Annotated in this window: 22 protein-coding genes; 9 read left to right on the forward strand and 13 right to left on the reverse strand. The window is 32.8% G+C overall.

The features are described from left to right. Window positions 1-16: 16 nt before the first annotated feature. Together serS and NEF87_RS14205 are read right to left on the reverse strand one after the other, a co-directional pair. On the reverse strand, window positions 17-1,309 hold the full coding sequence (gene serS, locus NEF87_RS14200; protein WP_457916324.1) for a serine--tRNA ligase: 1,293 nt from the start codon (window positions 1,307-1,309) through the stop codon (window positions 17-19). A gap of 76 nt (window positions 1,310-1,385) precedes the next feature. After that, on the reverse strand, window positions 1,386-3,044 hold the full coding sequence (locus tag NEF87_RS14205) for a B12-binding domain-containing radical SAM protein (RefSeq protein WP_457916325.1): 1,659 nt from the start codon (window positions 3,042-3,044) through the stop codon (window positions 1,386-1,388). 168 nt (window positions 3,045-3,212) lie between these two features. Between NEF87_RS14205 and NEF87_RS14210 the strand changes: the two genes are divergently transcribed. Further along, window positions 3,213-3,974, forward strand: coding sequence for a diacylglycerol/polyprenol kinase family protein (locus tag NEF87_RS14210; protein ID WP_371802057.1), 762 nt, complete (start codon window positions 3,213-3,215; stop codon window positions 3,972-3,974). A 103-nt stretch (window positions 3,975-4,077) separates the two neighbouring features. Then, on the forward strand, window positions 4,078-4,719 hold the full coding sequence (locus NEF87_RS14215) for a YkgJ family cysteine cluster protein (RefSeq protein ID WP_457916326.1): 642 nt from the start codon (window positions 4,078-4,080) through the stop codon (window positions 4,717-4,719). Window positions 4,720-4,724: 5 nt separating this feature from the next. Here the strand turns inward: NEF87_RS14215 and NEF87_RS14220 are convergent, their stop codons facing one another. From NEF87_RS14220 to NEF87_RS14230, 3 genes are all read right to left on the reverse strand, one after another. Beyond that, window positions 4,725-5,813 carry an L-threonylcarbamoyladenylate synthase gene (locus tag NEF87_RS14220; RefSeq protein WP_457916327.1) on the reverse strand — a complete coding sequence of 363 codons (1,089 nt, stop codon included), beginning with the start codon at window positions 5,811-5,813 and terminating at the stop codon, window positions 4,725-4,727. A gap of 51 nt (window positions 5,814-5,864) precedes the next feature. Further along, window positions 5,865-6,125 carry a hypothetical protein gene (locus NEF87_RS14225; RefSeq protein ID WP_457916328.1) on the reverse strand — a complete coding sequence of 87 codons (261 nt, stop codon included), beginning with the start codon at window positions 6,123-6,125 and terminating at the stop codon, window positions 5,865-5,867. A gap of 80 nt (window positions 6,126-6,205) precedes the next feature. Next, window positions 6,206-6,670, reverse strand: a complete 465-nt coding sequence (locus NEF87_RS14230; RefSeq protein ID WP_371802061.1) for a hypothetical protein — start codon at window positions 6,668-6,670, stop codon at window positions 6,206-6,208. Between the two features lie 228 nt (window positions 6,671-6,898). On the opposite strand from NEF87_RS14230, the gene NEF87_RS14235 reads away from it, so the two are divergent. Together NEF87_RS14235 and NEF87_RS14240 are read left to right on the forward strand one after the other, a co-directional pair. Then, window positions 6,899-7,144 (forward strand): MarR family transcriptional regulator, encoded by a 246-nt coding sequence (locus NEF87_RS14235; RefSeq protein ID WP_371802062.1) that lies wholly within the window; start codon window positions 6,899-6,901, stop codon window positions 7,142-7,144. Between the two features lie 89 nt (window positions 7,145-7,233). Continuing rightward, on the forward strand, window positions 7,234-7,419 hold the full coding sequence (locus NEF87_RS14240; protein WP_457916329.1) for a hypothetical protein: 186 nt from the start codon (window positions 7,234-7,236) through the stop codon (window positions 7,417-7,419). A 477-nt stretch (window positions 7,420-7,896) separates the two neighbouring features. Here the strand turns inward: NEF87_RS14240 and NEF87_RS14245 are convergent, their stop codons facing one another. Next, window positions 7,897-8,892 carry a hypothetical protein gene (locus NEF87_RS14245; RefSeq protein WP_457916330.1) on the reverse strand — a complete coding sequence of 332 codons (996 nt, stop codon included), beginning with the start codon at window positions 8,890-8,892 and terminating at the stop codon, window positions 7,897-7,899. A 17-nt stretch (window positions 8,893-8,909) separates the two neighbouring features. On the opposite strand from NEF87_RS14245, the gene NEF87_RS14250 reads away from it, so the two are divergent. The 4 genes from NEF87_RS14250 (at window position 8,910) to NEF87_RS14265 (ending at window position 15,480) form a co-directional block, all read left to right on the forward strand. Next, window positions 8,910-10,205, forward strand: a complete 1,296-nt coding sequence (locus NEF87_RS14250) for an MFS transporter (protein WP_457916331.1) — start codon at window positions 8,910-8,912, stop codon at window positions 10,203-10,205. Between the two features lie 121 nt (window positions 10,206-10,326). Continuing rightward, on the forward strand, window positions 10,327-12,684 hold the full coding sequence (locus NEF87_RS14255) for a hypothetical protein (RefSeq protein ID WP_371802066.1): 2,358 nt from the start codon (window positions 10,327-10,329) through the stop codon (window positions 12,682-12,684). Window positions 12,685-12,688: 4 nt separating this feature from the next. Next, entirely contained in the window at window positions 12,689-15,136 is a 2,448-nt protein-coding gene (locus tag NEF87_RS14260) for a hypothetical protein (protein ID WP_457916332.1), read from the forward strand. Between the two features lie 59 nt (window positions 15,137-15,195). Then, window positions 15,196-15,480 carry a hypothetical protein gene (locus tag NEF87_RS14265; protein WP_371802068.1) on the forward strand — a complete coding sequence of 95 codons (285 nt, stop codon included), beginning with the start codon at window positions 15,196-15,198 and terminating at the stop codon, window positions 15,478-15,480. A 62-nt stretch (window positions 15,481-15,542) separates the two neighbouring features. On the opposite strand, the gene NEF87_RS14270 is transcribed toward NEF87_RS14265, so the two are convergent. The 4 genes from NEF87_RS14270 to NEF87_RS14285 all read right to left on the reverse strand — a co-directional run bounded on the left by NEF87_RS14270 (window position 15,543) and on the right by NEF87_RS14285 (window position 19,572). After that, complete coding sequence (locus NEF87_RS14270; protein ID WP_457916333.1) at window positions 15,543-16,355, reverse strand: hypothetical protein; 813 nt, start codon at window positions 16,353-16,355, stop codon at window positions 15,543-15,545. A gap of 106 nt (window positions 16,356-16,461) precedes the next feature. After that, window positions 16,462-17,271, reverse strand: coding sequence for a hypothetical protein (locus NEF87_RS14275; protein ID WP_457916334.1), 810 nt, complete (start codon window positions 17,269-17,271; stop codon window positions 16,462-16,464). A gap of 124 nt (window positions 17,272-17,395) precedes the next feature. Then, the gene (locus tag NEF87_RS14280; protein WP_371802071.1) at window positions 17,396-17,662 is read right to left on the reverse strand and encodes a histone-like protein; all 267 of its coding nucleotides are present in this window, start codon (window positions 17,660-17,662) and stop codon (window positions 17,396-17,398) included. Between the two features lie 464 nt (window positions 17,663-18,126). After that, the gene (locus NEF87_RS14285) at window positions 18,127-19,572 is read right to left on the reverse strand and encodes a TrpB-like pyridoxal phosphate-dependent enzyme (RefSeq protein ID WP_371802072.1); all 1,446 of its coding nucleotides are present in this window, start codon (window positions 19,570-19,572) and stop codon (window positions 18,127-18,129) included. A gap of 533 nt (window positions 19,573-20,105) precedes the next feature. Here NEF87_RS14285 and NEF87_RS14290 point away from each other — a divergent pair. Next, window positions 20,106-21,653: a metallophosphoesterase gene (locus NEF87_RS14290; RefSeq protein ID WP_457916335.1), complete on the forward strand. Its 1,548-nt coding sequence runs from the start codon at window positions 20,106-20,108 to the stop codon at window positions 21,651-21,653. 9 nt (window positions 21,654-21,662) lie between these two features. Here the strand turns inward: NEF87_RS14290 and cysK are convergent, their stop codons facing one another. From cysK to NEF87_RS14305, 3 genes are all read right to left on the reverse strand, one after another. Then, complete coding sequence (cysK, locus tag NEF87_RS14295) at window positions 21,663-22,583, reverse strand: cysteine synthase A (RefSeq protein WP_457916336.1); 921 nt, start codon at window positions 22,581-22,583, stop codon at window positions 21,663-21,665. A 23-nt stretch (window positions 22,584-22,606) separates the two neighbouring features. After that, entirely contained in the window at window positions 22,607-23,383 is a 777-nt protein-coding gene (gene cysE / locus NEF87_RS14300) for a serine O-acetyltransferase (protein ID WP_457916337.1), read from the reverse strand. Between the two features lie 399 nt (window positions 23,384-23,782). Further along, the gene (locus NEF87_RS14305; RefSeq protein ID WP_457916338.1) at window positions 23,783-26,386 is read right to left on the reverse strand and encodes a hypothetical protein; all 2,604 of its coding nucleotides are present in this window, start codon (window positions 26,384-26,386) and stop codon (window positions 23,783-23,785) included. Between the last annotated feature and the right edge of the window lie 46 nt (window positions 26,387-26,432).

Below are 26,432 nucleotides of genomic sequence, written 5' to 3' on the forward strand. Positions count from 1 at the left end.
CTAATTTATTAAAATTTTATTCTTCTCTTATTTTTCCCAAATATGTTTTGCCATTCATATATGGAACCAAAACATCTGGAATTTTAACTGTTCCATCTGCTTGCTGGAAATTTTCCAAAATACAACAAATAGTTCTTTCAGTTGCAATGGCAGTACTATTTAGAGTGTTGGCTGTTCTGTAACTCGTTTTATCTCCTAAAGTACCACAACGGACGTCCAATTTTCTAGCTTGGAAGTCAGTACAATTACTACAAGATACTAATTCGCGATACACACCGCTGGCTGGAAAATATCCTTCTAAATCATATTTTTTAGCTGCATTATCATTTAGTTCTCCACTTGCTATTGAAACTACTCTGTAGGGAATTCCAAAAGATTTGAAAATCATTTCTGCATTTTCCAATAAGATTTCATGTATTTCCTCAGCTTGTTCAGGGGTGCAAAAGACAAATTGCTCAATTTTTTCAAATTGATGTACTCGAAATATACCCAAAGTATCTTTACCATGAGAACCCGCTTCTTTCCGAAAACATGTGGAAATACCACAATACTTACGGGGAAGGGTTTTTTCATCCAATACTTCTTTTCGATGTAAAGCAGCTAATGTTTGTTCACTAGTTGCAATTAAATAAAGATCTTCACCCTCAATCTTGTATAACTGTTCAGTAAAATCATTCAATTCCGCTGCTTCAGCCATAACCTCATGTTTTGCAAAGAAAGGTGTCCAAAATGGGGTAAAATCCCTCGAAACCAATAAATCAGTTGCATATCGCAATAAAGCAAGATTTAATAAAACCAAATCACCTTTCAAGTAATAGAACCTTGATCCAGCAATTGCAGAAGCCTTCTTGATCTCAGCTCCATCAATTTGCTCAACTAAGTCCACATGGTTTTTGATTTCGAAATCGAAATTGGGAATATTTCCACTCTTTCTTACAACTTCATCTCCTTCTTCATCTTTCGCAATTGGGACACCATCTATTAATATATTCCCGACTTTATATCGATAAGCTTCACGTTTTTTTAAGTATTCTTCTTGAGCTGGTTCTAATTCAAGGATTTGGTTTTTAATTTGAGTGGATTTCTCCTTAAGCTCTTTAATTTTCTCTTTTCCATCCTTTGCGGCAGATTTAAAGGATTTAGATATTGAATTTCGTTCAGCGCGTAATTCTTGGAGTTTTTGAATAGTTTCTCTCCATTTTGTATCGTATTCTATTACTTTATCTACATTCTCGGTCTCTCGGAATCTTTTTTTTTCAGATTCACGAATTATTTCCGGATTCTCACGAAACAATTTAATATCTAACATATCGGTTTCTCTCCAAAAAATAAAAACCGACATTTCTTTTCAAATTTCCTTGATTGAAAAACAAAAACAAAAAAAATTAATTTATTTTGCCTAAAACTAATTTATCACTTAATACCTGAATAATAGTAATATCTTGAAAAGTACCCACCAAATGAACAGAATTTATAACTGAAACTTTAGGACCACCTTCTAATATCCAACCTATGGCATCTTTTGGGTGAGTTGTATTCTCTTCTGAAAGAAAAACTCTAACTTTTTTACCCAATAACTTCATTTTTTGTTGGCCGTTATAGTGAATTACAAATTTTTTAATTTTGTTGAAAACTTTCAGTGTTTTTTTATCAAATTGCTTATAATGTCTTGGAATATTATGAAATGGAGATCCGGGTAATTCTTGATACTTATAAAGTGTTATCTTATCAACACCGATTTGTCCGAACTTTTTCATTAAAGCTAAAGTTTCATTAGCATAGAAAACATTATCCCCTGGAAGAGAATGAATGAAATAAACGTGCACTCGTATTTTCCGATTTAAGGCGCGTTTAACCGCTTCCAGTGTTGTTTGGGGCATTCCAGGACGACCTAATATATTTGCGAATTCATTTGAGCCAGTTTCACAACCAATTGAAAAAACAGCATTTGGAAGTTTAGCAATGATATCTAATGCGCGATCTGAACATAACCCAGCTTTAATATTTTCAATAAACACTTGGACAGTCCGATCATGAATTTCAGGAATATTGATCAATTTATCGATAAGTTCATTTAAAGCCCTATAATTTGGTTCGGGAAAAGTCGGATTAATCAATTTTCCTTCTACCAAATTTTCACGCTGAAAATCTAAAAAGCCAGGACCACCTAATACTATTCGGCAAGCCCCAATATTTATTAAATATTGAATTTCTTCAATAATCCCATTGATTGATCTAGATTTTGGTGCCCCAAATTCATTAATCGTGGAGCAAAATCCACATCCTGCAGGGATATTTGCAGGGCAGGACAATTGGGTAATAAAATTATCTTCACGACATTGATTGCATTGAGAATCATCACAACAATCCCCAGAACTAAGTGTTAATGCAGTTCTACGAAAATTGGAACATCCTCGCAAACACTCAACGAAGATCCTAGCATATTTAAAATCTTGATAAGCTTGAATTTTTTGAGGATAACCCGTGGTATTTTGAAACCATGAATTCTTTAAATTCGGTGGAATGGGATTTTGATGAAATACATTGGCTTGTTTGAGATACAAAATCCCAGGAATTTTGTCAAAAAATTTTTGTTTCCATTCTAAATTATTGCCATTTAAATTTGAAATCAAATTTGATAATTCATTTTTAAATAGCATATTTAGTGCAATTTCCCCCTCTTTCTGGATAGAAATATCACAATTTACTTTGTAAAGAATATTTTTATCACTTGAAATAGGTCCCCCAATGAGTGATAAGGTTTTATGATGACTTGGATGAGTAAAGTGCCATTTGTTCATGATTTTCTTTACAATTCCTAAATCCATGGTCATTGCTGAAATGCAAATTATATTAAAGATCTTAAGCATATCTGTTTCTAAGGATAGAAAATCTTCTCCACGCATTAAAGATGTTTCGATTTGATAATCTGAAATCTCTTCAATAAATCCTGCAACATATCTAGGCCCCGAACCAATAAAATCTCGCGTAAAAACTCGTTCTCCGTCTCCCGCTGTTAAACAATCCACAACAAGTAATTTCATTATTATCAAATCAAATATTCTTCCTTTTGATAAACTAATCTAAAATTGAAACTTTACTATTTCAAAAAATAAGAAATTCTTGCATATTTGGAAAAGCTTTTTTTTTAAACAAAAATATATCCACACAATCTTTAATAAAAAAAGAATTTTATAATAGGAAGACCAAGAATGAGCTTTTGGGAAGATTGGAGTAAGGATCTGGCAATAATAGGGATAACGGGAATTGTTGTGGTAACATCAATTTTAGTTCCTAAATTTTTAAGAGAAAAAGGAATCATTTCACAACTTTTTGCCCGGAAAATTATTCACAGTTTTTCGGGACTAGCTGTATTCATTACACCTTATTTGGATCATCCTATTGTTGCTGGATTTCTGGCTTTGGTCATGACAGTGGTTACACGAACTAGTGGGAAAAAAAGTCATATTAAGGTGCAAAGAGATCTTTATAACGCAATTAACGAAGATGAAGAAGAAGAAGTAGGATATCTTCAAGGTCCATTTGCTTATTGTCTCGCTATTACTATCTTAGTCTTTATTTTTATTCCTATGGCCGATAAGTACTACTATCCAATAGCTGCAATCCTAATTATGATGTTTGCTGACACATTTGCTTCAATAATTGGAAGGAAATATGGAAAACATCACATTAATATTCCTTGGGTGGGTAGTAAACGAACTTTGGAAGGATCTCTGGCTTTTATTGCCATGGCAATTGTATGTAGTTTATTTACTTTCTTTTTCTTCGGACAAATACTTCCTGGAAATTCCATGATACTATCTACATCCCAAGCTTTATTGTTGACTTTAATTTTAAGCATTGGATCCGCATTACTTGAATTAATCAGTCCCTCAAAATATGATGATTTAATTGTCCCATTAGGATCCACTTTGTTCATTTCGATCATTGCCTTCTTCTTACATATTTGGTAAGAAGGAAGAATTAGTTTTATTATTAAAAACTTTTAAAATTTTGGTGACTTAGACTTCCATAATTACTCCTAATTTTTATTATAATTAGTTGGAGATGAAGAAAATGACTGAAGAAAAACCTAAACAAAAATTTACTTTTAATTGCACAAAATGTGGAAAATGTTGTGCTGAACGGGGACCTGTCCCTTTAGTAATGGACGATCTAACTTTGTGGGCTCGAAGTAATGTGGTGGCAAACATGATGCCTCACTTAAAATTTATTAAAACACCTTTTGGCACCATCGATTTAGTTTTGGGAAGGCAGGATAAAGATCCAATGGCTTTTATGAAACCAAAAAGTGAGAATGAAGCTGAAGAACCAGTTGATCTTTCTTGTCCTATGTATAATCAAACTGAGAAAACTTGTTTAGTATACGAAAATCGCCCTATGAGTTGCCGAACCTATCCTCTTGAATATGATGGGGAAAAATTTATGGTGGTTGATGCTGAAAACTGTGAAGGTATTGGGAATGGAGAAACCTCAAAAGAAGATCGAAAAGCGATGCGAGACCTTGCTAAAGAAATGAATATAAAATTAACCGAAATGCGTGTTGCTATGCCTGTTCTTGCCCAAGCAATGCAACCTTTTGTAATTTCACAGCTGATGGAAGCCCAACAAGAATATATGAAACAAATGGAAAAAATGTCTCCAGAAGAAAGGGCTAAATACGAAGAACAAATGAAAGCTCAAATGGAAGGAAAATAGTTTGATTATAGTATTTTAAATGCTGCTTTCTGTAATCGATTCATTACAGCAAGTCCTTCTTTTTTTTCCGAAATAGCTTCAACAATTATTACATCTACATTTTCCATATCCATTTCACGTAATTTGGCAAACAGACCCTGCTGTATTAAAGCTGCGTTGAAATCTTGAGAGTCTATCAATTCATTTTTATTAATTCCTAAAGAATGTACATAAGTATCTTGATCTTGGGAAATAAGAATAGGTAATTCTATGGTTTTGTGTGTATGGATAATTCCAATTTTTGATTGATTCTCTTTATATTGTAAATATGTTTTTTGAAGCTTAGCTTGAATTTCTTCATTAGTTCCAGTTAGTAAAATCACAGGAGCATTTGGTGAATAATGGGTATATTTTAATCCCGGAGTACTAGGTTTTTCTTCTAAAGCTTTATCCTTTTGATTTTTACCATATACTTGTATGTTGGGAAGAACTTCTTGCAATTCTTCTAAAGTTATTCCGCCCGGTCGCAAAATTAAAGGTGGATTAGAATGAACATCAATTACAGTTGATTCTACACCATAATCACAAGAACCTCCATCCAAGATTAAAGGAATTATTCCTTTAAGATCATTGAAAACATGCATAGCATTTGTAGGGCTAGGTTTTCCCGAACTATTTGCGCTTGGAGCTGCAATTGGTTCACCTAATTCCCTAATTAAAGCACGAGCAATCTCATTTGCTGGCATTCTAATAGCTACTGTTGATAAGCCTGCAGTTACGAGATCAGATACTAATTCCGATTTCTCAAATAATATAGTCAATGGCCCAGGCCAATAACGATCACATAGTATTGAAATTCTTTCCGGAATTTGTTTAACTAAAGCAGGTAACATGTCCATATGTGAAATATGAACAATTAAAGGATTATCCATGGGTCTTCCTTTCGCTAAATAAATTTTTTTTAAAGATTCAGGATTGAGTATAGATGCTCCTAATCCATAAACTGTTTCAGTAGGAAACCCTATAATTTCACCATTTTGCATTAAATAAACAGCTTCTTCCAAATCTAGTCTGGTAAACCCAGTTGGATCTAAAGAAATTATTTTTGTTTCCATAATTGCTTAATAAAAAGTGTTATCGAATTAATTTTTATTTTATTTTATGGATCATGCCATCGTCAAATCAATATTTAGTAAATTCATGACCAACCAAAGGAAGTAGAAAAGAGCAAAACTAACGAAAAGACGAGAGATTAATTCTCCGGTCTTAATATTCTTATTTACTCGTAAAAAAAAGCCCCAAAAAATACTAAAAACTCCTAAAAATAACAATCCCCAAATTACATACATAATATAGCTGTCTGTATTTAAAGTAAAATCTATTAAGAAATCAGACACATTTGAGAAAAAATCATCTCCAAAATCCATATAATCCTTTTTTTTGAAATTTTAAAAATATCGAAAATTTTCTAAAAAAATATAGGTTGCTAATTGGCAACTTAAACAAATCATATAGTTTCTAGAAGGGAATCTAATTCAGAAGTTTCTTGCTCTTTTTTCTCCAGAACTTTATTATAAATTTTATCAATTCCATCTGGATCTTGAACTAATTTCATGCGTTTCCATATAGATTGTAGTTTTGAAAATTCAGGATAATTATCAATATATACTTCAATAAACTGTACTTTTTCTTCGATAGAACGTTCAAGTTTTTTGGCTGCTCGCTTTCTTACACTGATTATTTTCTCCCATTTTCCATCATCTGTCAATTCTTTCTCATGTTTTTCTAAATATTCATCAACCATTTTTTCAACAGTGACAGATTTACGATTAGAACGAGTTTTCCCTGGTGTATCATCAGCAAGAATATCCAAAATATCTGCATATTTTGTAGGTAGTGTGATCCATATTTTTTTACTTTCTTTTTCTTCATTTGAAGAATCAGTATGCGAGGATTTGCTTGGACTACCCATTTTATACACCATTTCGATTTTCGTGATTATTAATCCGATAATAACCGACCAAATTCATGTCAATCCGATAATAACCGACATATTTATATAGGAGACTCTCCTATATAAATATAGTGATTATGTTGCTTAGTAGCAACTCATAGCTACTAATAAGCTTCAAATCAAAAATAATGACTAAAAAGTTGTTATTTCTGAGTTACAAAAATAAAAAGTGTGTGTGTGAAAAAAATGGTTGACTTAACAAAATTTGAAGATGGACTTATGTTTAGCCCATTACAACGTGAATTACTTAATATGCTTGAAAAACAAGGACCTATGACAAGATCAGATCTTGTGAAAAGTGTGAATCATCCCAGAACAACAGTATATGATAACTTAACCAGGTTACAAAACCATCAGTTAATTAGAAAATACTCGCGTCCAACCAATTCCCGAGGTAGACCTTTAGTATTCTTCAAATTATTAGATGAATAATCCATTTTTTACAAGTCAATATAATCGAAAAAACTTTTTTTCGATTTTTTATTTATAAAGGAATATCCAAATAATACGGTGATGAAACGATGGGCTACCAAACTCAATTTACACTCCAAACAAGAAAAAACTATAATAAAATTTTCAAACCCTTAAAGCGAATAGTTCAAAGCGAACCTTCAAAATTTCCAGAAAATATCCAATTTCCTGATCAAAAAATGAATCTTTCAAATTATAATCAATTGAGAAAATGCCTAAAGCATCATTATCGTTAATATTGTAATTTAACTTACATTAAGGGTATTTTTTCTATTTCTACTCCAGATGTTATTTAGCTAGTTGATATATCTTAACCTACCAATACTTCATAAGAGAGAGGACTATTTCCATTGGAGCTTGTAGAAATAAATAAATAAAAAAAAGATATTAATTTTAAAAAGAAAAAATATCTACATTTACAGCTTATTTCTTTTATATTTATATTCTTTTATTATATAATTACTATTAATACACTCTTAGGTCAATATTTCTCGCGTGTTTGGTAAATTTTTTTGTCGAGTCTTTTCCATCATAAAACTATATTTTTGGGTCTTAAACTTAATCATAAAAGAATTGTATCCATTAACCACCAGTCTAATAATTAACGGACAACATAATTTAGTAACTCATTAATAATTTCAGAAAATCATAAAAAATCTAAATTCCGTGAAAAAATAAAAAATTAGGGATCCTAGTTTCCAATGGAAATGAACCTATAGGTATTTTTTTAAATCAATTAATCTTTGAGAATATTTTTCTACATCTGATTTAGAACGATTTTTTTTTGCCTTGATTAATTGCTCCTCAGTTTTATCAAATATTTCCTGATAATCTCCATTATTCTTTTTCTTTTTCTTGTCTAATTGGCTAGATTTAATCATTTTGATCTTTTCATCGTAGTATTTTTCATAATTAATGGCTTGAATTTTATAAATTTGTGTCTTAATTTTTAAGAATTGGGGTTTTAATTTCAAGATTTTTGGTTTATTTTGATCTTTTTGATAGATTTTGATTAGAGTCTCATATTTTAATTGCAAATTAGTATAATATTGTTCAGCTAGCTCAAAATTTTTGTTGGACATACTTGTATCAGCCATTTTTTCTATCTTTTGAATGTTTTCCAAAAGTTTTTCCGGGTTCTCAGATTTAAAATCAAGCAAATCGCGATTTTTCACAACTTTTCCAATTATTTTTGATTCCTCCTTAATTCGTTTCAGGAAAACCATCAAGCTGAAAACTAAAATACTATCAGCGAGGATAAAAATTGAAAAACCAAGAGTAAAAAATGCACCAAATATAATTGTGATTATTACGTAGCCTATGATATTGATTATTAAAATAACGATAAATTCCTTGAAATCATTCATAATTGATGATTCTTTTTCATTAAATGCTAAGTGACTTTTTTGATTGAACATCATTATGAATACTACTACAATATCAGTCACAGCATAGGCTGTAATTATATATAGTAGAGAGATTCCACCAATTATAATATATAATAAAATCGAAACAGCAGGAATAGTGATCACAATAAAGAAATGTTTTACATTATCTTTTTGATCTGATAAGTTGTCAATTTCTTTTTCTTTTTTGAGTTTAGGAATTAAATATGGTAGAATTGCATCAAAAATTCCATATAATAGTACAAATATAAAGTTAATTCCCCAATAAATTGCTAAAACGATTTTGATCAGTTTTTTATTCATATCATTAGTTGTAATGAATGCGTTTTAAAAATCCTTATCCCTTTAAACCATCTAAAATTCATTTATTTGTGGAAAAAGTTGTTAAAAAAAAAACTACAAATCAATCAATCAATTATGGAAGTCTAAGAACTAGGGCAATTATTGGACTATACATAGCTGTTTTTATTTGCAGTTTTGCAGGAATGATCAACGATGTAATTATGGCCCGTTTTCTACCTGTCGAATTCTCAAGCGATTCAGCTGTATTTGGGATGACTTTTACCATGTTTAGTCTTGGAAAGCTTATTATGATGGTTCCATTAGCAAAAATCAGTGATAAATTTGGAAGAAAGTCATTATTAATATTTGCTTTTGGAATTTATTCAGTAGGTACCTTTTTAGCTGGAGTAGCTCAATCAATTGAGCAGTTCTTATTTTTTAGATTTTTAAAAGGAATGAGTTCTTTTGAGGGAATTGCCTTAGCTTTAATTAATGATTATTTTAAGGAAGGTGAACGCGGTAAACCAATAGCGTTCCTCTTCACCTCATTGGGTATTGGTTCGTTACTTGGAACGTTAACTGGAGGCTTCTTCTTGAATTGGTTTGAGTTTCGCTATGCTTTTTATATTCTAGGTTTGATTACATTTGTTTCAGTTCTATCTGTACTAGTTTTAATTAAAAATCCAAAAAAAATTAATGGACGAAATCGTAATTCCACAAAAACTCAAAGAAATTTCAACAAATCTAAGTTAAAATTGCTTCTTCAAAACAAGAATTTTATTTTAGGTATTTTGATTGGGACAATCATTACCTTCATTTATTCAGGACTTTCATCATATACTCTATTTATTTTATTAATTTATTTTGCAGTCGAAAATCAGCAATCAGGAATATTTTTATTACCTGCAACCGGAGCATATATCCTATTTTCATTAACTTGGGGTCATAATGAAAAGACCATTAAGATACTAAAACGAGGATTACCAATTTTAGCAATATTTTTCTCATTTTTTATTGTATTAAGAATTTTCATTCAAGTTTATATCTTCATTTTACTTTTGGTTTTATGTTTTGCTTCATTGGGAGTTTTAATGCCAGCAATTGATAATTTTGAATCTAATCTGGTCCCTCATAGTATCAAAGGAGAAGCATTGGGTCTATATCGCAGCATTACATTGATAGGATCTGTCATAGGATCTACTATTATCGGATATATCGGGAGTATATTTTGGGAATTTGCCCCTTTTCTCCTTATGGGAATATTCTCTTTGCTTGGGTTTATTATTACTATTTTAATCAAAACATCAGCACCTTCACCAGTTTCTAATTCCTAAAAGGAAAATTTTTTTTACCTTTAGAAAGACATTTACCTATAAAAAACAAACAAACATAGCGAAAAATTGTATCACTAAACAAAAAACATGATTATTAAATTAACCGGGATTAGTAAATAGAATGGCATTAACAACAAGCGATGAACTTCAGAAACAATTGGCAGTTATATTCGGTTTTAAAGGACAACTTGAGTTGGAAGTTGGAGAAATCGTAGGGATTGGAAGTTTATCAAAAAAAACAACAGAGTATTTGATTAAAAATGTTTTAAACTATCTAAATGCCTATAATTCAATGTTACGAGATTACGCTAATTGTCAATTGCATTCAATCGAATTTTCGCTTGACAATCTTGGTGATCCCAATGATATTCAACTAATGCCAAAATCAATGCTTTTTATTCCTGGAGAATACAAAGATTGTAACACTCTATTACTATTATTGGCACCTGAAGCGAGTTTATTGAACCCTAAAACAGCGAAAAGTGCAGTGGATAATTTAGGAAAATTATATTTTGAAGTTGAAGAAGCTTTAAGTAGGAATGAAATCACCAAAGAACAAAAACAAGAGGTTTTAACTAAATTTGCGAGGCGATTCGCTTTAAAGCTTCAAGGTAATGTAATTGAAGGAAAATGGAATCGAAAACTTGTAGGACTTAAAACTAATTCAGATGATGTTTCATATCTTTCAGTAAATATACAAAAGGAATACCTTTGGGAAAATAAAGAGATAATTCCTAAAAATCATCGTTTTAGAATAATACGTACACCTTTAGATGAAAATGATCAATTTGACTTCTTAAAATACAAACTAAGTCAAAGTACCGTTTTTGTAATAACGAAAAACACCTTTCATCTTACTTCTAATTTGTTGCACATTGCAAATACAGGAACCATCAATGATCTACATCGAGCTTTATTAATTCTTCTCCTGAAAAATTTTATAGTCTTCTTTCCAGGCCAAGAAGATTACATTTCCTTTGACCAATTTAAAGATAGCTTGCTGAATTTTATAGCTTTTATCGATTCAATTAAAAAAGATTTCTTTATCCTCTCAGATAATGTTGTTAAAAGCGGAATTCAAATGGAATTCAAAAATTTGCCTCAAACTATAATTAGTGAATTTCAAATTGAACAAGATGGTTCCTTGAGAAATCAATTTTACACCGATTTACAGGATTGTTTTATCAATTATATTATAGAAAATAGACAAGATTATCAAAACTCAAAAAATTTCCGAGCTTTTGAACTAAAAACACCTTTTCTTTTTATGCAAGAAAGCTTAGATCTAGTTTTAAACAAAATCAAAATTGCTTTACCTGGCTATTTTACCCATGAATTATTAACAAATCATGCTCAAACATTCATAGAATTATTACAAAAGGAGTTCGATTCAATAGGAAAGAAGCCTATTATCGCTTTAGGCCTGAAGTATCTTGAAAAGTATTCAAAATATATTCAGAATCAAATTGATAACAAATATTTAGAGTCAATTGTCCGAAATGAAAGTCAAGTTCAAAGTTTTTTTAATAAAATAGCTAAAGAATCAATTGAACCATTTATATCCGGTGTTTCTATTGAAACTGAAGACTTACTTAGTCTTTGTGGTTTTATTCTAGCAGATATTCCTGTAGCAATTCATCACATTGAAATATTGATGAAATACCGAGTTGAGATTGAGTTTCTATGGGGATTAGTACTTCGTGCTTCCACCTTGCAGAGATTTATTAAAGAATATCCAACGGAGCTTACGTTTGATCCCCAAACTTTTTGCACTCAATTTATCGAATTCTTACAAAGAAAACGTCTTGGAGGCTTTCAGCTAGTTTGGAAAAACGAAATTTTTGCTTATATTCAAGAATTTGCAAATCAATATCAATCGAAGTATTTGCTTGAAAGAGAACAGAAAATTTATTGGTCTAAACAGAAAATTGTCTCCCTGTTTATAGACTATCTTGGAAAAAAAGTGGATGAAAGCACTACATTAGAAGGGTTTTTAGTTCCTTTGAAGAAATATTTGGACAATATTGCAATGAAAAACGTCAACAATCGTATCGTATTAAAAATTGTTGATCTGTATTCTGAAGGATTGGAAGTATTTTCTCAATTTCCAGATTATATGCGTCAAGTCTTTTATAAAACTCTTGAAAACTATGAAGACATTAAAATCCACCTCCAAGCATCTACTTTTATAGGTCCATTAAAATCGATTGATGATGCTTTTACAGAAGATATTGAGTTCAGTTCATCATTATCTTATAAAAAATCGTTTTTCAACTATATAATTGAACATGAAATGAAATATTTTAGTAAATTATTTGCAGAACCAAAGAATATAATATTAAAATCACTTGAGAATGAAACATTTGATGGAAAAGTACTTTATCATCACATAAACTTCCAGTCTCTTGGAGATAATTTTTCGAAGCTAATGATAAGTTCAAATTATCAATCAGTAAAGCCACGATTCAAACGGATGTGAAACTATGAGTGAAATATCAGCAATAAAACGAAGTAGAGTCGCACAAGAAGGTGCGCGACGCTTTTTCCAGACTACAGAATTAATTGCAAGTCATTTAAAACGGAGTTCGGATAAAAATCTCGTTTTTGCCCTTTCCTCAAAGAAAAATAATCTTTCGAATTTATTAGCAGCATCTTGCGCAATTCATTGTTTTAACTATTTAGGGATTCGGACAAAAACGGATGAGCAAATGGTCTCTCAAGTTACCAGTATGGAAGCTTTTGAAACGGTTGAAAAACGAGAAATCTATAAAGAATTTCTAGATCTAATTGGTTCCTCAATACAACATGAAATTTCATTATCTTTATTAGAGTTAAATTACGAAGAACAAATTCTCACTGCAATGATTGAAAAAAAAAATGTATATGAAGAAAGGTTTATTCAAAATCTGACCGATCAGCTCGAAGAACATTTAATCAAGTCTTTAAACCAATATCCAACCGTATTTTGGATTGATCATGTTGGAGAATTAACTGGTTTCATCCCCTTTGTAAAATCACAAATACTGGAAGAAACTGCCGGATTAAAAGCAACTGCCATTGATCTTGAAAAAAATTTAAAAGGGGAAGAGAAAGGCGATCGTTATATAGAACTTTCAACAATTTTCCATTTAATAAACAAAATGCAGAAGAGTTTTGAATTTTCATCTACACGAGATTTAAAGTTAGAAACTTTTCCAATTAAAAAAATCTTAAACCAAATTATTGCTTATCGTCTAAATTTTTATCCTATCTCAAAAGTCGGGCTGTTCTGTTTCCAAGATGCCACCAAATTAAAAAAAATAATTTACAAGAAATTGTTGGATGCTGATACCACTCCTATTGATTATGAAAGCTTAGAGTTAGATCTAACTGTTCTTATTAGAGAAAATATTATTGAACAAGCCCAAAAAGGACCAAATAAGTTTGTCTATTTTCTCCAAAATCTCCTAGAATTGACTTTTGAGGAGACTTTCTCAGTACTCTCCAGATTTGGAGTGTCCAATGTCTCATTATTTTGTCATATTCTTTCTTTTGATTATAATCAATTTAAAAATGATATTTCATTAAATCAATTATCCAAAATGGATTTCCTTACTGCTGATTCGCAGAAATCACTGATTTGGAATGTAGAACAAAAGTTAAATGAATTAAAATTAATTTCCTTATCTCGTTCAGAACGTTCAGTTGAAGAAATCTTGAATAATTTTGAGGAGTCTGAAATCCTTGTTTTAAAAAATATTTGTAGGACTTTAAAGATTGAATTTGATGATTTGAGGCAAGTTTTTCAAAAGAAGATGATCATTGAAAAAATTATTCGAAAAAAATATCCTCTAAAGGGACCAACGTCCTGCTATTCTATGGTATTCGATATTCCTGAGATTCTCGCTAATCTTTGTAAAACCATTTATTTCACATTTTTCCGCAAAATCAGCTGCCAATTCGCGAGGGTTCTTGAGACTTATGTGAAGATTAAAGAGGATAAAGGATTGTATCTATTGGGATTAAAACGAATCTTTGAATCTACAGCGAACGAAGAATGGGTTGTCATCAAAATTGAAGAGCTGATTATTCAAAGATTAATGCGACGCCAAGAAGAATTAGCAATGATTTTTAATGCAGAAAATGATGCCTTTTTGGTTAACTCCTTTATATATGCCCGTTTATTTGACTGTAATTTATCGGATGCGAATGAAATTCTGCACAACGAACCTAGTTTCTTCTATGGAGATTCAATTGGCTTGGGATTACCTAAGGATATGATCTCTCCTGTTTCATATATTTTTGCGTATGACTTGCTTTATCGCTTTAAGGATAATCAGGAATTTCTTAAAATTCAAAAAGAACAACTTAAAGAAATGAGAAACCAAAAATCCACGGAAAAAAGGGATGAAATTAAGAAAGTTCAAAAATTAAATACTTTAAATTGGATTGATAAAAAAATTACCAGCAGTCTCATGTCTGTTTCAGCTGTTTCAGTCAACCCCACCACATTATATTGGAATGAGAAAGACACACAAATTGTAATCGATAATTTGATGATTCATAGTAAATTAAAAGATCGAAAAATTTGTTCTGAATGTAATTGTGATGTGTCAAGTTCTAGTTGTGAACACCCTAATTCTCATAGGAAAGCTAATGCTATCGATTTAATGGCACAATATTATCATTTTGCCTTGACTCGGATCAAACAGAATTGGGAAAAAACAAAAGTTCCCACGATTCAAGAATTAACTGATAATATTCATATCTGGTTAAATGAGATAATGTTTCCACGACTTAACCGAAATATCACTGAAAATGATATTGATCAAATGATTGAAGGTGAACGTCGGGGACTATCCCAAAAAATCGCAATAGCCATTGGTCAAAAATTAGATAAAGCCATTTATAAAAAGTTCAAAGCAAATTTAAAAAAAAAACGAGGAACCTAACCTCATAAACCGAACTATAAATTTTTTTAAATAAAATCGATTTTTTAGCTTTAGTAAAAATGGTATCGATTAACAAAGAATTTTTAATTAAAGGTATAGTTTATGCTCTAATCTTGTGCGTTGGTAGTTTTATTGGTGTTATTATGCGTAATGCAGGCAGCAATGGCTATGCTATTTTTGCCGTTGTGGGGATTATTAATACCATTGCAATAATTGGTGTTTTTCGCTTAATTAGAAATGAATTATTTCAAACAGAAGAAGAAGATCAACCTGAGTCAAAGAAAACTGGCAAGGATGAAGAGTCTTCCAAAAAATCAAACCTCACTGAAAGCGACAAGGTTTAATTTAGAATACATATTTTTTGGTTAATTTTATTTTATGTCTCCAATTTTAGCTTTCACTAGTTTTAGAGAAGGTGGACAATCTTCCGCCAATTTAATTTAGGGTTTCCATGAAGCAATATGCATTCCTCGATTTGTTCTTGTAGAATGAGGGGATCATATAACCAAGCTTCATCTTTACTAAAAGAAAGGCACTTTATATTTGGTATATTTAAAATACGTTTCATTAAAAGTCCATAGGTTGCAACTTGGGGGAGGGATCTGAGAAAATGGCCTTCTGGCTTATAATCTGCAATAATTAAGTTATTATTTGCAAAATCATATAAAATTAAATCAATATGGCCAGTTAATGATCGTCTGTAAGAAAAATTGAACGAGTTTTTATCTTGAGGAAGAAAATCAGTAATTCTCTGCTGTTTGCGAGTCCAAACTGGTGTTTCTATTGACAAGGCTTCTTCAATGGTAAGTAATATATTAGTGAGAATTTCATCATGACCTGGTTTAAAATTCAATATATCAGTCTCTGCATATTCTGAAAAGAGATTTTGAGCACTTGCAAGGATCTTGTGAACATAGCTATCTAAGCTATTTTTCATTTCTGAAGTCCACTTATAATGGCGGATTAATTTTTTTTCGATGAATTCTTTTGAGATTTGAGGTTGAACCCCCCGCTTTAAACCTTTAATACGAAAAGAAGAACAGCGGGTTATTTTATTGTCATTGAATAAATCGTGGGGTATTTTATTCTGATAGATCATTTGGAAAAAATCATCCAATCGAGTTCCAATCTCAGAAGGCATCTTCGAAATCACATCTTGTCGTTTAGCCCATTTAAACTCATAAACAATGCCATTGTGTTGGAATCTTCGATTAATCATTTTCTTCTCAACTCATTAAATATTTTTAGGTTAATAATCCTTTCAACCTTTTCGAATTAGTGGATTGTAAGGTATCAAAGTAATTAAAAATATAGATTTAACTGAATTAAATGCTCGGAAGAACTGATCTCCAAGATAGATTCGGATTTCCATATTGTAAAAGATATTGCGGAATACTTGTTCTAACAATTTCAGGATCATAAACCCAAGCTTTTTCTTTACTGAAAGAAACACATTTTACATTTCTGATCTTTAAAACCCGTTTCATCACTAAGCCATAGGTTGCCACTTGTGGAAGACTACGTAATAAATAATTTTCGGGTTTATAATCAGCAATAACCAAGCTTCCATCCGTTTCATCAAAAAGAAGAAGGTCTATATGTCCGGTGAAAATTTCATTACTCATGCATGTATATGGAGTGAGTTGTAAATCTTGATTAATAAGTGCACGGTCTGTTGTGGTCCAGATCGGAACTTCAACTGCTAGTGCATTTTTATTCAGCTGTAAAATTTTGTCCAATACAGGACCATGTCCTGGATTCTTATCCATTGTGCTAGAAAAAATGTCAAACCATATTTTGGCCATTTTGGGAAGTTTTTGGATTTCTGGAGAGATGTAAGATAATTGGTTTTTCTCATCAACTAAATGAATCTGCTTGCTATTTATGAGCTTTATTCCAATTTTCTTTCGTGCATCTTTCTGCAATCCTTTCAATCGAAAACTGGAACAACGAAGATATTCAGAACCATTAAATATATGGTCAGGATATTCCTTTGTACAAACATAGTTATAATATGTGAGTAATCGAGAGCCAAATCTATGTGAAATAAGTGGATGTTTGTGTCGTGCAGTAATCCATTCCATTAGATATTCAATACGATTATGTATGAATTGGCGTTTTTCGACTGATACCATTTAGAAAATATCCTCCAAAAGCTAAAGCAATATATTTCATTTAAGGATTCGGATTAATCGCTTAATGTAAATTGCTGATAAAAGAAGGGGAAAAAAAAATAAACCGGTGTGTGAGGTTTAAGGTTTATTCAGCTGCAATAATGTCTGCGGCGGTTAAGCGTTTACGCTTGTCTGCTTTGACCATTTTTACTGCTTCTTTAGTTACTTCAGTAGCAACTTTGGTTAATTGTTCAATTAACAATTCAACTGCATTTTCTGCAACTAATGAAGCACCTTCGTTCTTCATTAAACGTCTTATTGGAGCTTTGGCAATGTAAGCACTTCGGGTAGCTGGTTTAGCTGCCTTTTTAGGTGCTGCTTTCTTTTTTGCTGGTGTTTTTTTTTTAGCCATAATAATCACTTAAATTTTTTATATCCTCCGCTAGGATATAAATTAAATATCACTCACCCCATATTTAAATATTATGCAAAAGTGAGGTGAATCGGGCGAAAATTTCACCACAACCAAAGCATATCTTCAAAAATTTTCCCACGAAAATCAATTAGCCATGATCAAAAAAAAAATCTGTAATTAAAAGTGTGAGAATTCTCGATGTTAAAATGAAGAACGGGATCGAGAACTCTGGATTTTTTTCCCACAAGTTTTTTTTTTTTACTCTGATCACTAAGATTTCTGATCAATATATTTTTCCTCTTTAAGAAATTGAAAAGTTTCTAACATGTTTTCTAAATTAAGAATAAAAATCAAGCATTGAGAAAATTTGATCGAAATTTTCTCCTAAAAATAAAGTTGATTTTGCGACGACAAAATACTTTACAAAAAAAAAAGAAATTTCATAAAGATAATTTCTTGAATCACATAAATTTAGATTCGTCAATGGAAGGTAAATCACCTAATGCTGATTGAATCAGTTTGCTAGGATATTCATAATCAACTAATTTATTTTCTTGTAAGGCTTTATATGCATGAGTATCAAAGAAACCATGACCGGAAAAATTGAAGAGGATTGTTTTTTTTTTACCATTTTCTTTTGCCTCTAAGGCTTCGTCAATTACTGCTGCAACTGCATGGCATGTTTCGACAGCAGGTAAAATTCCTTCTGTACGTGAAAATAACATACCGGCTTGAATTGCCTTTGTTTGATGCAACATCACTGATTCCATCTGTTTGTGATTAGCCAACATAGATAAAAGAGGTGCAGCTCCATGATATCTTAGCCCACCTGCATGAACTGCTGGAGGGATAAAAGTGTGGCCCAACGTGTACATTTTTGCGATAGGGGCCATTTTGGCTGTATCACCATAATCCCAAGTATATTTTCCTTTTGTTATGGAAGGACATGCTGCTGGTTCTGCTCCAATAAACCTCGTTTCTGGAGTATTTCCAAGTAATTTTTCCTTCATAAATGGAAAAGCAATACCTGCAAAGTTACTACCTCCTCCAATACATCCAATAACTACATCTGGATAATCTCCTGCAATGTCCATCTGGATTTTTGCTTCTTGGCCAATGACAGTTTGATGGAGACACACAAAATCTAAAACAGATCCAAGAGAATATTTGTAGTTCGGACTTTTCATTGCTAACTCCACTGCTTCACTAATTGCGATTCCTAAGCTTCCAGGATGATTGGGATCCTTGGAATAAAACTGCTTTCCAGATTCTGTTTCATTGGAAGGTGAAGGAACAACCTCTCCGCCATAGTTATGCATCATAACCCGCCGTCCCGGTTTATCGTAGTAGGAAGCTCGGACTTGAAATACTTTGACTTTCAATCCCATCATGGTACCAGCCATTGATAATGCAGTTCCCCATTGTCCTGCTCCAGTTTCCGTTGTTAAACCTGTAATCCCATCTTGTTTAGCATAATAAGCTTGAGCTAAGGCTGTATTACCTTTATGACTTCCCATTGGAGAGACATATTCCATTTTTCCATAAATTTTTACTCGATCAGAATCAAGACCAAGTGCTTTTTCCAAGCGAAAAGCACGTAAAAGAGGGGTTGGACGATTACACAGTGCTAATCCTTCACGAATTCCCTTGGGAATATCAATAAATTCCTCTGAAGATCCCGCTTGTTTGACACATTCTGTTGGGAAAATTTTTGTCATAGTTTCAAAATCTGCAGGCATACCATTGGGTAAAAGTGCAGGATACGGCTTTTCTGGTAGAAATGAAGCAATATTTAACCATTGTTTTGGGATTAAATTAAGTGGAAGAATAATTTTGTTATTCTCATTGCTCATTACTTGGTTCGGTAGTTGGTAGCTATTTTTAGGTTTGCTGTTTGCGATTACCATATTTTTGTCACATTGAATATAGTTTGTTCAAATTCTTGGAAAATTATCCCTATTAGACTAATTTCTCCCGATTTTCACTAAAATTTGTCCCTTAAAGTTTCCTCCTTTTTATGGTGATCTTTTAATTCGTTTCTGAAAAATCCTAAAATCTACTTCAATAGCTATATAAATATCGCTGAAATACTTGATTCCAATAATTATCCTCATTGAATTTAGGAAATTGAGTCGAATATCATCACTCACAAAAATCAGAACGCTCTAACTAGCAAATCTTTTCTCGAGATTTTAGTGCTAATTAGAGCTAATGCCAAGGCCAAGCCTTGTTATCTAAAGATAAGCTATGATCCGTGTTTTTATCCAAATTAAAGAATATTGTGCACATAGTTATCTTAGCCAAAAAATTGATTAATTTATTAATATTTTCTTCCTTTTTAAAAGTAAGCAGTCCCCCAAAGAATAAACTAGGATGATTGATGCACTTCACATAAAAATATTTAATCATGAGGATCAACATCAATCACTGGAGAAAAAAAATGATTGGGTGGGCAATATATTTCTTATCAGCTTCTATGATTCTGGTAACTATGTTATTTTACTATTTGTACCGCTATAGGAATTATATTGGCATTTCAATTTCAAAAAAAATGGCATTCGGAGCATTGTTTCCTTTTGTATTTCTCCATTCTCTTTGGTACTTGATTGAAAGTATTTACATTTTATTGAATTCCACTTCACTTGCTCCAATTTGGTTAGTTACTCTATCTTCATCAATAGTTCTTGGATTCGTTTTTGCATTAAAAGTTGTACTTAACTCAACCTATAGAATTAAGAGCAATATCTCAGAAAAATATCGAAATAACCCTTTCTTTGGCCCATATATCGCTTATGGAAACGATCCATCAAATTCAATGATTATTAGCTGGGGAATCTCAAATTATTTTAGAGAAAAGCATTCTTCAGATATCCAAGAATTTCTCTATGGAAGTTCCATTGAACATCTAAAAGGTGCTTCTTCAAAAATTCAGACAAAAAAAGTAGTCCAAACCATTAAACTTCAAAATTTACAAGAAAATACTCGCTATTATTATAAGATTCCTACCAAATCCGAAATATTTAATTTTAAAACAGCCCCAAAGTATGCTTCAGCAGCTACTGCTTCATTTGATTTTATTGCCATCAGTGATTCTCATGCAAATGAAGCTGATTTGCAGCCCTTAATTGAAGTTATTCAAAAATTTGCCCCCAATTCTAAATTTATACTAAGTTCTGGAGATAACATTTCAATTGCCAACAAAGTGAACAATTGGAGGACATTTTTCGGACAAATGCATTCTCTCTTTCCAAATCTTCCTTTTCACACATGTACCGGAAATCATGATGCCGAATTACGGAAATATGCTCCAATATGGAAAGAAATGCTTCCCTATTTTTACGACAATCCAGAAGAAGGCTTTTACTACTCGTTTAATTATCTTAATTGTGCTTTTTTCTTCTTAGATCTATACAATGCCGGTAAAAAACATCGCATTCCAAAAAAAGAGCAGATTGAGTGGTTAGAATCTCACTTGGAAAATTTGCCTTCACATATCCAACACCGAATTTTATTGCTTCACAATTCCATCTATTCTACTGGTGAATTTGGTTGCGATCCTGATTTAGAAGAAATATTTCTTCCGATTATTGAAAAAAATCATATACAATTAGTCCTAAGTGGTCATACCCATGTGTTTGAGGCATTTCATAGAACCGATATTAATTCACCTGAAGGAACCTTGTTCATCGTAAATGGTGGAGGGGGGGGAAAATTAGATGAACTCGTCTTGGGAAATAGAAATTATCCTAGTACGCCTTATAAGTGGGATAATCGTATTCACATTGCTAAAAAAGACCCATATCTTAGGGGTAATATTAAAAATCGATTTAGAAATGATAAAATTGTTTTGAATTTTCAAGAAATTGGAAAATTGACCCATGAATTCTTAAAAATTTCAATTCGTGGAAATGAACTGAAAGTCCAAGCAATCGAGTGCGATGGAAATATACTTTATGAAAAAAAAGTACTTGGCTCTATAATTAATTAAGAAAATTTGTTAAATGTCCCATAAATCTGTGGATAAATAACGTTCCCCCGTATCTGGAAGGATTACTACTATTTTCTCCATTTTATGACTGGAAATTGCATATTTGAGAGCTGCAGCGGTAGCAGCTCCTGCTGAAATACCCACAAATATACCTTCTTTCTTAGCCAAATCCCGTGCAGTTGAAAATGCTTCATTTGTTGTTATCTGAATTATTTCATCATATATATTTGTGTTTAATATTTCAGGAACAAAACCTGCCCCTATACCTTGAATTTTATGAGGTCCTGCAGTCTTTCCAGATAAAATAGCAGAATCTATGGGTTCAACAGCAATCACCCGCAATAAAGGATTGAGTTGTTTTAGAACTTCTCCATTTCCGGTAATAGTTCCTCCTGTCCCCACTCCTGCAACAAACACATCTATTTCATGTTTCATATCCTCCCAAATTTCTAAAGCAGTTGTTTTACGATGGGCTTCTGGATTTGCTTGATTTTTGAATTGTTGAGGGATAAAAATATTATCAGACTTTTCCGCTACTTCCATAGCTTTCTTAATAGATCCTTTCATCCCTTCTGCTGCGGGAGTTAATATTAATTTTGCTCCTAAACCACGAAGTATTTTTTTCCGTTCTTCACTCAAACTTTCTGGCATTGTTAAAGTTAATTGGTATCCTTTTACAGCACAAACTATCGCTAAGCCAATACCTGTATTACCAGAAGTTGGTTCTATGATTTTGGAATGGTCATTTAGAATTCCTTCTTTTTCAGCATTTTCAATCATATTCAACGCAATGCGATCTTTTACGCTGGATCCTGGGTTAAACGTTTCTACTTTCACATAAATTTCAGCTTCCACGTTTTCAGCAATTTTATTAAGCTTTACAAGTGGTGTAGAACCAATTGTGTCTAATATTGAATTATATCGTGTCATAATTATCACTTTATGAAAAAAATTTACTTTTTGATAGAAATTTGGGATTCTAAATCCTTAATTCGCGATTCCAAGGATTTAATAAGGTTTAGAACCGGATCTGGCAAAATGTCATGGGATAAGGTTTCAATTTGATGTGGGATATTACTTCCATTTTTAATAATTCTCCCAGGGACTCCAACAACAATGCTATTCGGGGGAATATCTTTTGTCACTACGCTGTTCGCCCCCACTTTCACATTATCCCCAAGAATAATTGGTCCTAAAAGTTTTGCCCCTGCTCCTACAATAATATTGTTTCTCAAAGTGGGATGGCGTTTTTCATTCTCCAAATGAATTCCCCCCAAAGTCACTCCTTGGTATAATATTACATTATCTCCAATTTCTGCGGTTTCTCCAATTACAACTCCTGTTCCATGGTCAATGAAAAGATTTTTTCCAATTTTTGCTCCTGGATGGATATCAATACCCGTGATTTGACGTGCAATGTTAGAGATATATCGAGGTACAAAAGGAAGTCCCAAGCGAAAAAAGAAATGTGCGATCCGATGAAGTAATACTGCTTGAATTCCGGGATAGGAAGTTAATACTTCCACCAAATTTTTAGCCGCAGGGTCTTTTTTGAATGCACTGGTTACATCAGAGGCAAAGTAATGAAGAATATCCTCTAAATCATGGAAAACAGATTCTTTTTGTGATTCTGGGATATCTAAAGTTAATCCCATCAAGTTCATAAAATCACCTTTTTCACTTAGTTTATGTCCGCAATTTATGCAAATATCTGAATTTGATTTAATCATTTATAGTTCACGCTTGTAAGTGCCAATTTTTATATAAAAAAAGGATTTCAATAGTTTTCACAAGAATATTATCTTTGATGTATTGTGCAGAACATCATTTTTCGATAAAAATTTCTGAAAAATAATGCAAATCAAACGCCTTAAGCCAGCTTTCATAATAACGCGAAATTGCTTGCTTAAGGCTAATTACAACAACAAAATTGAAATTCTTGAGATACTTGGACACATGCGCATTTAACAGAAGAAGAAAAGGATTTAAACATGGTTAATCATCAAGGGTTGTAAACAAAGGAAATAAGGTTTCTTCTCATAAAAAATCATTTCTTTTATTTGAAAAGTATATAAAAAGATAAGGGAAAAGATTTGAAAAAAGAAAATATATCTCCTTCTATCTAAAACCTATGTGATATCTTCAACTTTAGCCCCTACTGAATGTAGACGTTTTTCTAAGGTGATTTTATCATTTTTTCGTTTAGGATATGACTCTAAAAATTTTTCTGGAGATTTTTTAATAATCGCCAAACATCTTAATAGAAGGTCATAGGCTTTGAATGGTCGTCGGGCTTCACTTGTGTTCGCCTCACGAAGGAATTCTAAGTAATTTTTTACGTCTAGCTCTTCTTCCTTAAATGTAGAAATATCAATATCATCAAATTCTTTGGGCCTACTTTTATATTGCGTTTTGACTTCTTGCTTCCATTCTTCCTCTTTGATTTCAAGTTTTTGCAGCTTTTCGACGAATTTAATATGCTGATCTTCTAGCTCTAGTTGTTTTAGCAAGATAACTAATTTTTTACACTCAGCAATAGCAAAAGGCCATTCTCCCGCTTTTTCATGGGCTCGCAGCTTTTTCTTTATTTCTTTAAGTTGCTTCTCGCGTTCTTCCAGCGCTTTCTGTTCGGCTTCTTCCCGCGCTTTTTGTTCCGCTTCTTCTCGCACTTTCTGTTCGGCTTCTTCCCGCGCTTTTTGTTCCGCTTCTTCTCGCACTTTCTGTTCGGCTTCTTCTCGCGCTTTTTGTTCGGCTTCTTCCCGCGCTTTTTGTTCCGCTTCTTCTCGCACTTTCTGTTCGGCTTCTTCTCGCACTTTCTGTTCGGCTTCTTCTCGCGCTTTTTGTTCGGCTTCTTCTCGCGCTTTTTGTTCGGCTTCTTCCCGCGCTTTTTGTTCGGCTTCTTCTCGCACTTTCTGTTCGGCTTCTTCTCGCGCTTTTTGTTCGGCTTCTTCTCGCACTTTCTGTTCGGCTTCTTCTCGCGCTTTTTGTTCGGCTTCTTCTCGCGCTTTCTGTTCCGCTTCTTCCCGCACTTTCTGTTCGGCTTCTTCTCGCGCTTTTTGTTCGGCTTCTTCTCGCGCTTTCTGTTCCGCTTCTTCCCGCGCTTTTTGTTCCGCTTCTTCCCGCGCTTTCTGTTCGGCTTCTTCCCGCGCTTTTTGTTCGGCTTCTTCTCGCGCTTTCTGTTCGGCTTCTTCCCGCGCTTTCTGTTCGGCTTCTTCTCGCGCTTTTTGTTCGGCTTCTTCTCGCGCTTTCTGTTCCGCTTCTTCCCGCGCTTTTTGTTCCGCTTCTTCCCGCGCTTTCTGTTCGGCTTCTTCTCGCGCTTTCTGTTCGGCTTCTTCCCGCGCTTTTTGTTCGGCTTCTTCTCGCGCTTTCTGTTCGGCTTCTTCCCGCGCTTTCTGTTCGGCTTCTTCTCGCGCTTTTTGTTCGGCTTCTTCTCGCGCTTTTTGTTCGGCTTCTTCCCGCGCTTTTTGTTCCGCTTCTTCCCGCGCTTTCTGTTCGGCTTCTTCTCGCGCTTTCTGTTCGGCTTCTTCCCGCGCTTTTTGTTCGGCTTCTTCTCGCGCTTTCTGTTCGGCTTCTTCTCGCGCTTTTTGTTCGGCTTCTTCTCGCGCTTTCTGTTCCGCTTCTTCCCGCGCTTTTTGTTCCGCTTCTTCCCGCGCTTTCTGTTCGGCTTCTTCCCGCGCTTTTTGTTCGGCTTCTTCTCGCGCTTTCTGTTCGGCTTCTTCCCGCGCTTTCTGTTCGGCTTCTTCCCGCGCTTTTTTCTCGCTCTCAATTATATTTTCTTTCTTCTTACTTATATTATCTTCAAATTGACTTATTTTTTGATTCCAAGTCTTTATTTCTTCAAATTTTTCTAATTTTTTAACAATTTTAAGAATCTCTTTCGCACTAGTTATTCCTGATCCCCAGTCCTCATCAAGTTCGTTTTTCTTAATTAATTCTACTAATTGTTCATAATCTGCATTTAATTTATTTTCTGCGACCTGTTTTTGCCGTTTTGCCTCTTGGGCGTTAAAAATTTCTTCTTGTTGTTTCAATTTGACTTGTGAATTTTTCCAAAACCGGATTAAGCTGGAGTCATCCGATTCTTCTAGTATTCTTAAAATCTCTTCTAACACATGCTTTGCTTCTAAAAACGCATTTTCTTGATAAAATTTTTCATAGGATGTTTGGATTTGTGAACATTTTTCTGAGATGTTCTTTTCTTTCTCCGAAATATTTGTTCTGTTTATATTTTTGACAATTTCCTCATATTCTTCAATTAAAGCTACATTTTTAATCTTATCTGCATATTCAATTATTTTTCGAGTTTCTATCAATGCTTCATCAAATTGCTTTTTAGCTAAATACTGAGATACTTCAATTTTATGTTTCTCAATGTTTTCTAATATTTCTGCTTCAAATTGATCCCATTCATCGATATGGGATTGGAATTCATCTTGTGAAATTTTTAGAATTTGTAAGAAATCCATTGTCTCAAGACGTAGACCTTCAACGGTAAAATGACGCAGAATTGTAATATCTGGATTTCGTTCTAAAATTTGCCCCTCGATCATTGGAACTTTATTTTGAAGATCACGCGAAACTCGTTCACCAATCCAAATGTAAAGCCGTTTTTGATGGTAAAAGTAAACTGCTATGATATTTATATTAATAAAAGAATTTTTCAATTTTTCTGCAGGAATAGACACGATAGTTCCATCTGTATGCAGTTTATAAGCAATATAAGGGGGGTTCATTCGTTACTAAATAATTATCCACATTTTATTTAAAACGGATCACAAG

This window comes from Candidatus Lokiarchaeum ossiferum, assembly GCA_025839675.1.
Taxonomy (GTDB): Archaea; Asgardarchaeota; Lokiarchaeia; order Sigyniarchaeales; family Promethearchaeaceae; genus Lokiarchaeum; species Lokiarchaeum ossiferum.

Excerpts from the sequence above, each read along its gene's own strand:
- NEF87_RS14215 (WP_457916326.1), top strand. The coding sequence starts at position 4,078 with ATGACTGAAGAAAAACCTAAACAAAAATTTACTTTTAATTGCACAAAA.
- NEF87_RS14235 (WP_371802062.1), top strand. The coding sequence starts at position 6,899 with ATGGTTGACTTAACAAAATTTGAAGATGGACTTATGTTTAGCCCATTA.
- NEF87_RS14245 (WP_457916330.1), bottom strand. The coding sequence starts at position 8,892 with ATGAATAAAAAACTGATCAAAATCGTTTTAGCAATTTATTGGGGAATT.
- NEF87_RS14240 (WP_457916329.1), top strand. The coding sequence starts at position 7,234 with ATGGGCTACCAAACTCAATTTACACTCCAAACAAGAAAAAACTATAAT.
- NEF87_RS14225 (WP_457916328.1), bottom strand. The coding sequence starts at position 6,125 with ATGGATTTTGGAGATGATTTTTTCTCAAATGTGTCTGATTTCTTAATA.
- NEF87_RS14250 (WP_457916331.1), top strand. The coding sequence starts at position 8,910 with ATGCGTTTTAAAAATCCTTATCCCTTTAAACCATCTAAAATTCATTTA.
- NEF87_RS14255 (WP_371802066.1), top strand. The coding sequence starts at position 10,327 with ATGGCATTAACAACAAGCGATGAACTTCAGAAACAATTGGCAGTTATA.
- serS (WP_457916324.1), bottom strand. The coding sequence starts at position 1,309 with ATGTTAGATATTAAATTGTTTCGTGAGAATCCGGAAATAATTCGTGAA.
- NEF87_RS14280 (WP_371802071.1), bottom strand. The coding sequence starts at position 17,662 with ATGGCTAAAAAAAAAACACCAGCAAAAAAGAAAGCAGCACCTAAAAAG.
- NEF87_RS14220 (WP_457916327.1), bottom strand. The coding sequence starts at position 5,813 with ATGGAAACAAAAATAATTTCTTTAGATCCAACTGGGTTTACCAGACTA.
- cysE (WP_457916337.1), bottom strand. The coding sequence starts at position 23,383 with ATGATTAAATCAAATTCAGATATTTGCATAAATTGCGGACATAAACTA.
- NEF87_RS14260 (WP_457916332.1), top strand. The coding sequence starts at position 12,689 with ATGAGTGAAATATCAGCAATAAAACGAAGTAGAGTCGCACAAGAAGGT.
- NEF87_RS14210 (WP_371802057.1), top strand. The coding sequence starts at position 3,213 with ATGAGCTTTTGGGAAGATTGGAGTAAGGATCTGGCAATAATAGGGATA.
- NEF87_RS14275 (WP_457916334.1), bottom strand. The coding sequence starts at position 17,271 with ATGGTATCAGTCGAAAAACGCCAATTCATACATAATCGTATTGAATAT.
- NEF87_RS14230 (WP_371802061.1), bottom strand. The coding sequence starts at position 6,670 with ATGGGTAGTCCAAGCAAATCCTCGCATACTGATTCTTCAAATGAAGAA.
- NEF87_RS14270 (WP_457916333.1), bottom strand. The coding sequence starts at position 16,355 with ATGATTAATCGAAGATTCCAACACAATGGCATTGTTTATGAGTTTAAA.
- NEF87_RS14285 (WP_371802072.1), bottom strand. The coding sequence starts at position 19,572 with ATGGTAATCGCAAACAGCAAACCTAAAAATAGCTACCAACTACCGAAC.
- cysK (WP_457916336.1), bottom strand. The coding sequence starts at position 22,583 with ATGACACGATATAATTCAATATTAGACACAATTGGTTCTACACCACTT.
- NEF87_RS14265 (WP_371802068.1), top strand. The coding sequence starts at position 15,196 with ATGGTATCGATTAACAAAGAATTTTTAATTAAAGGTATAGTTTATGCT.
- NEF87_RS14305 (WP_457916338.1), bottom strand. The coding sequence starts at position 26,386 with ATGAACCCCCCTTATATTGCTTATAAACTGCATACAGATGGAACTATC.
- NEF87_RS14205 (WP_457916325.1), bottom strand. The coding sequence starts at position 3,044 with ATGAAATTACTTGTTGTGGATTGTTTAACAGCGGGAGACGGAGAACGA.
- NEF87_RS14290 (WP_457916335.1), top strand. The coding sequence starts at position 20,106 with ATGATTGGGTGGGCAATATATTTCTTATCAGCTTCTATGATTCTGGTA.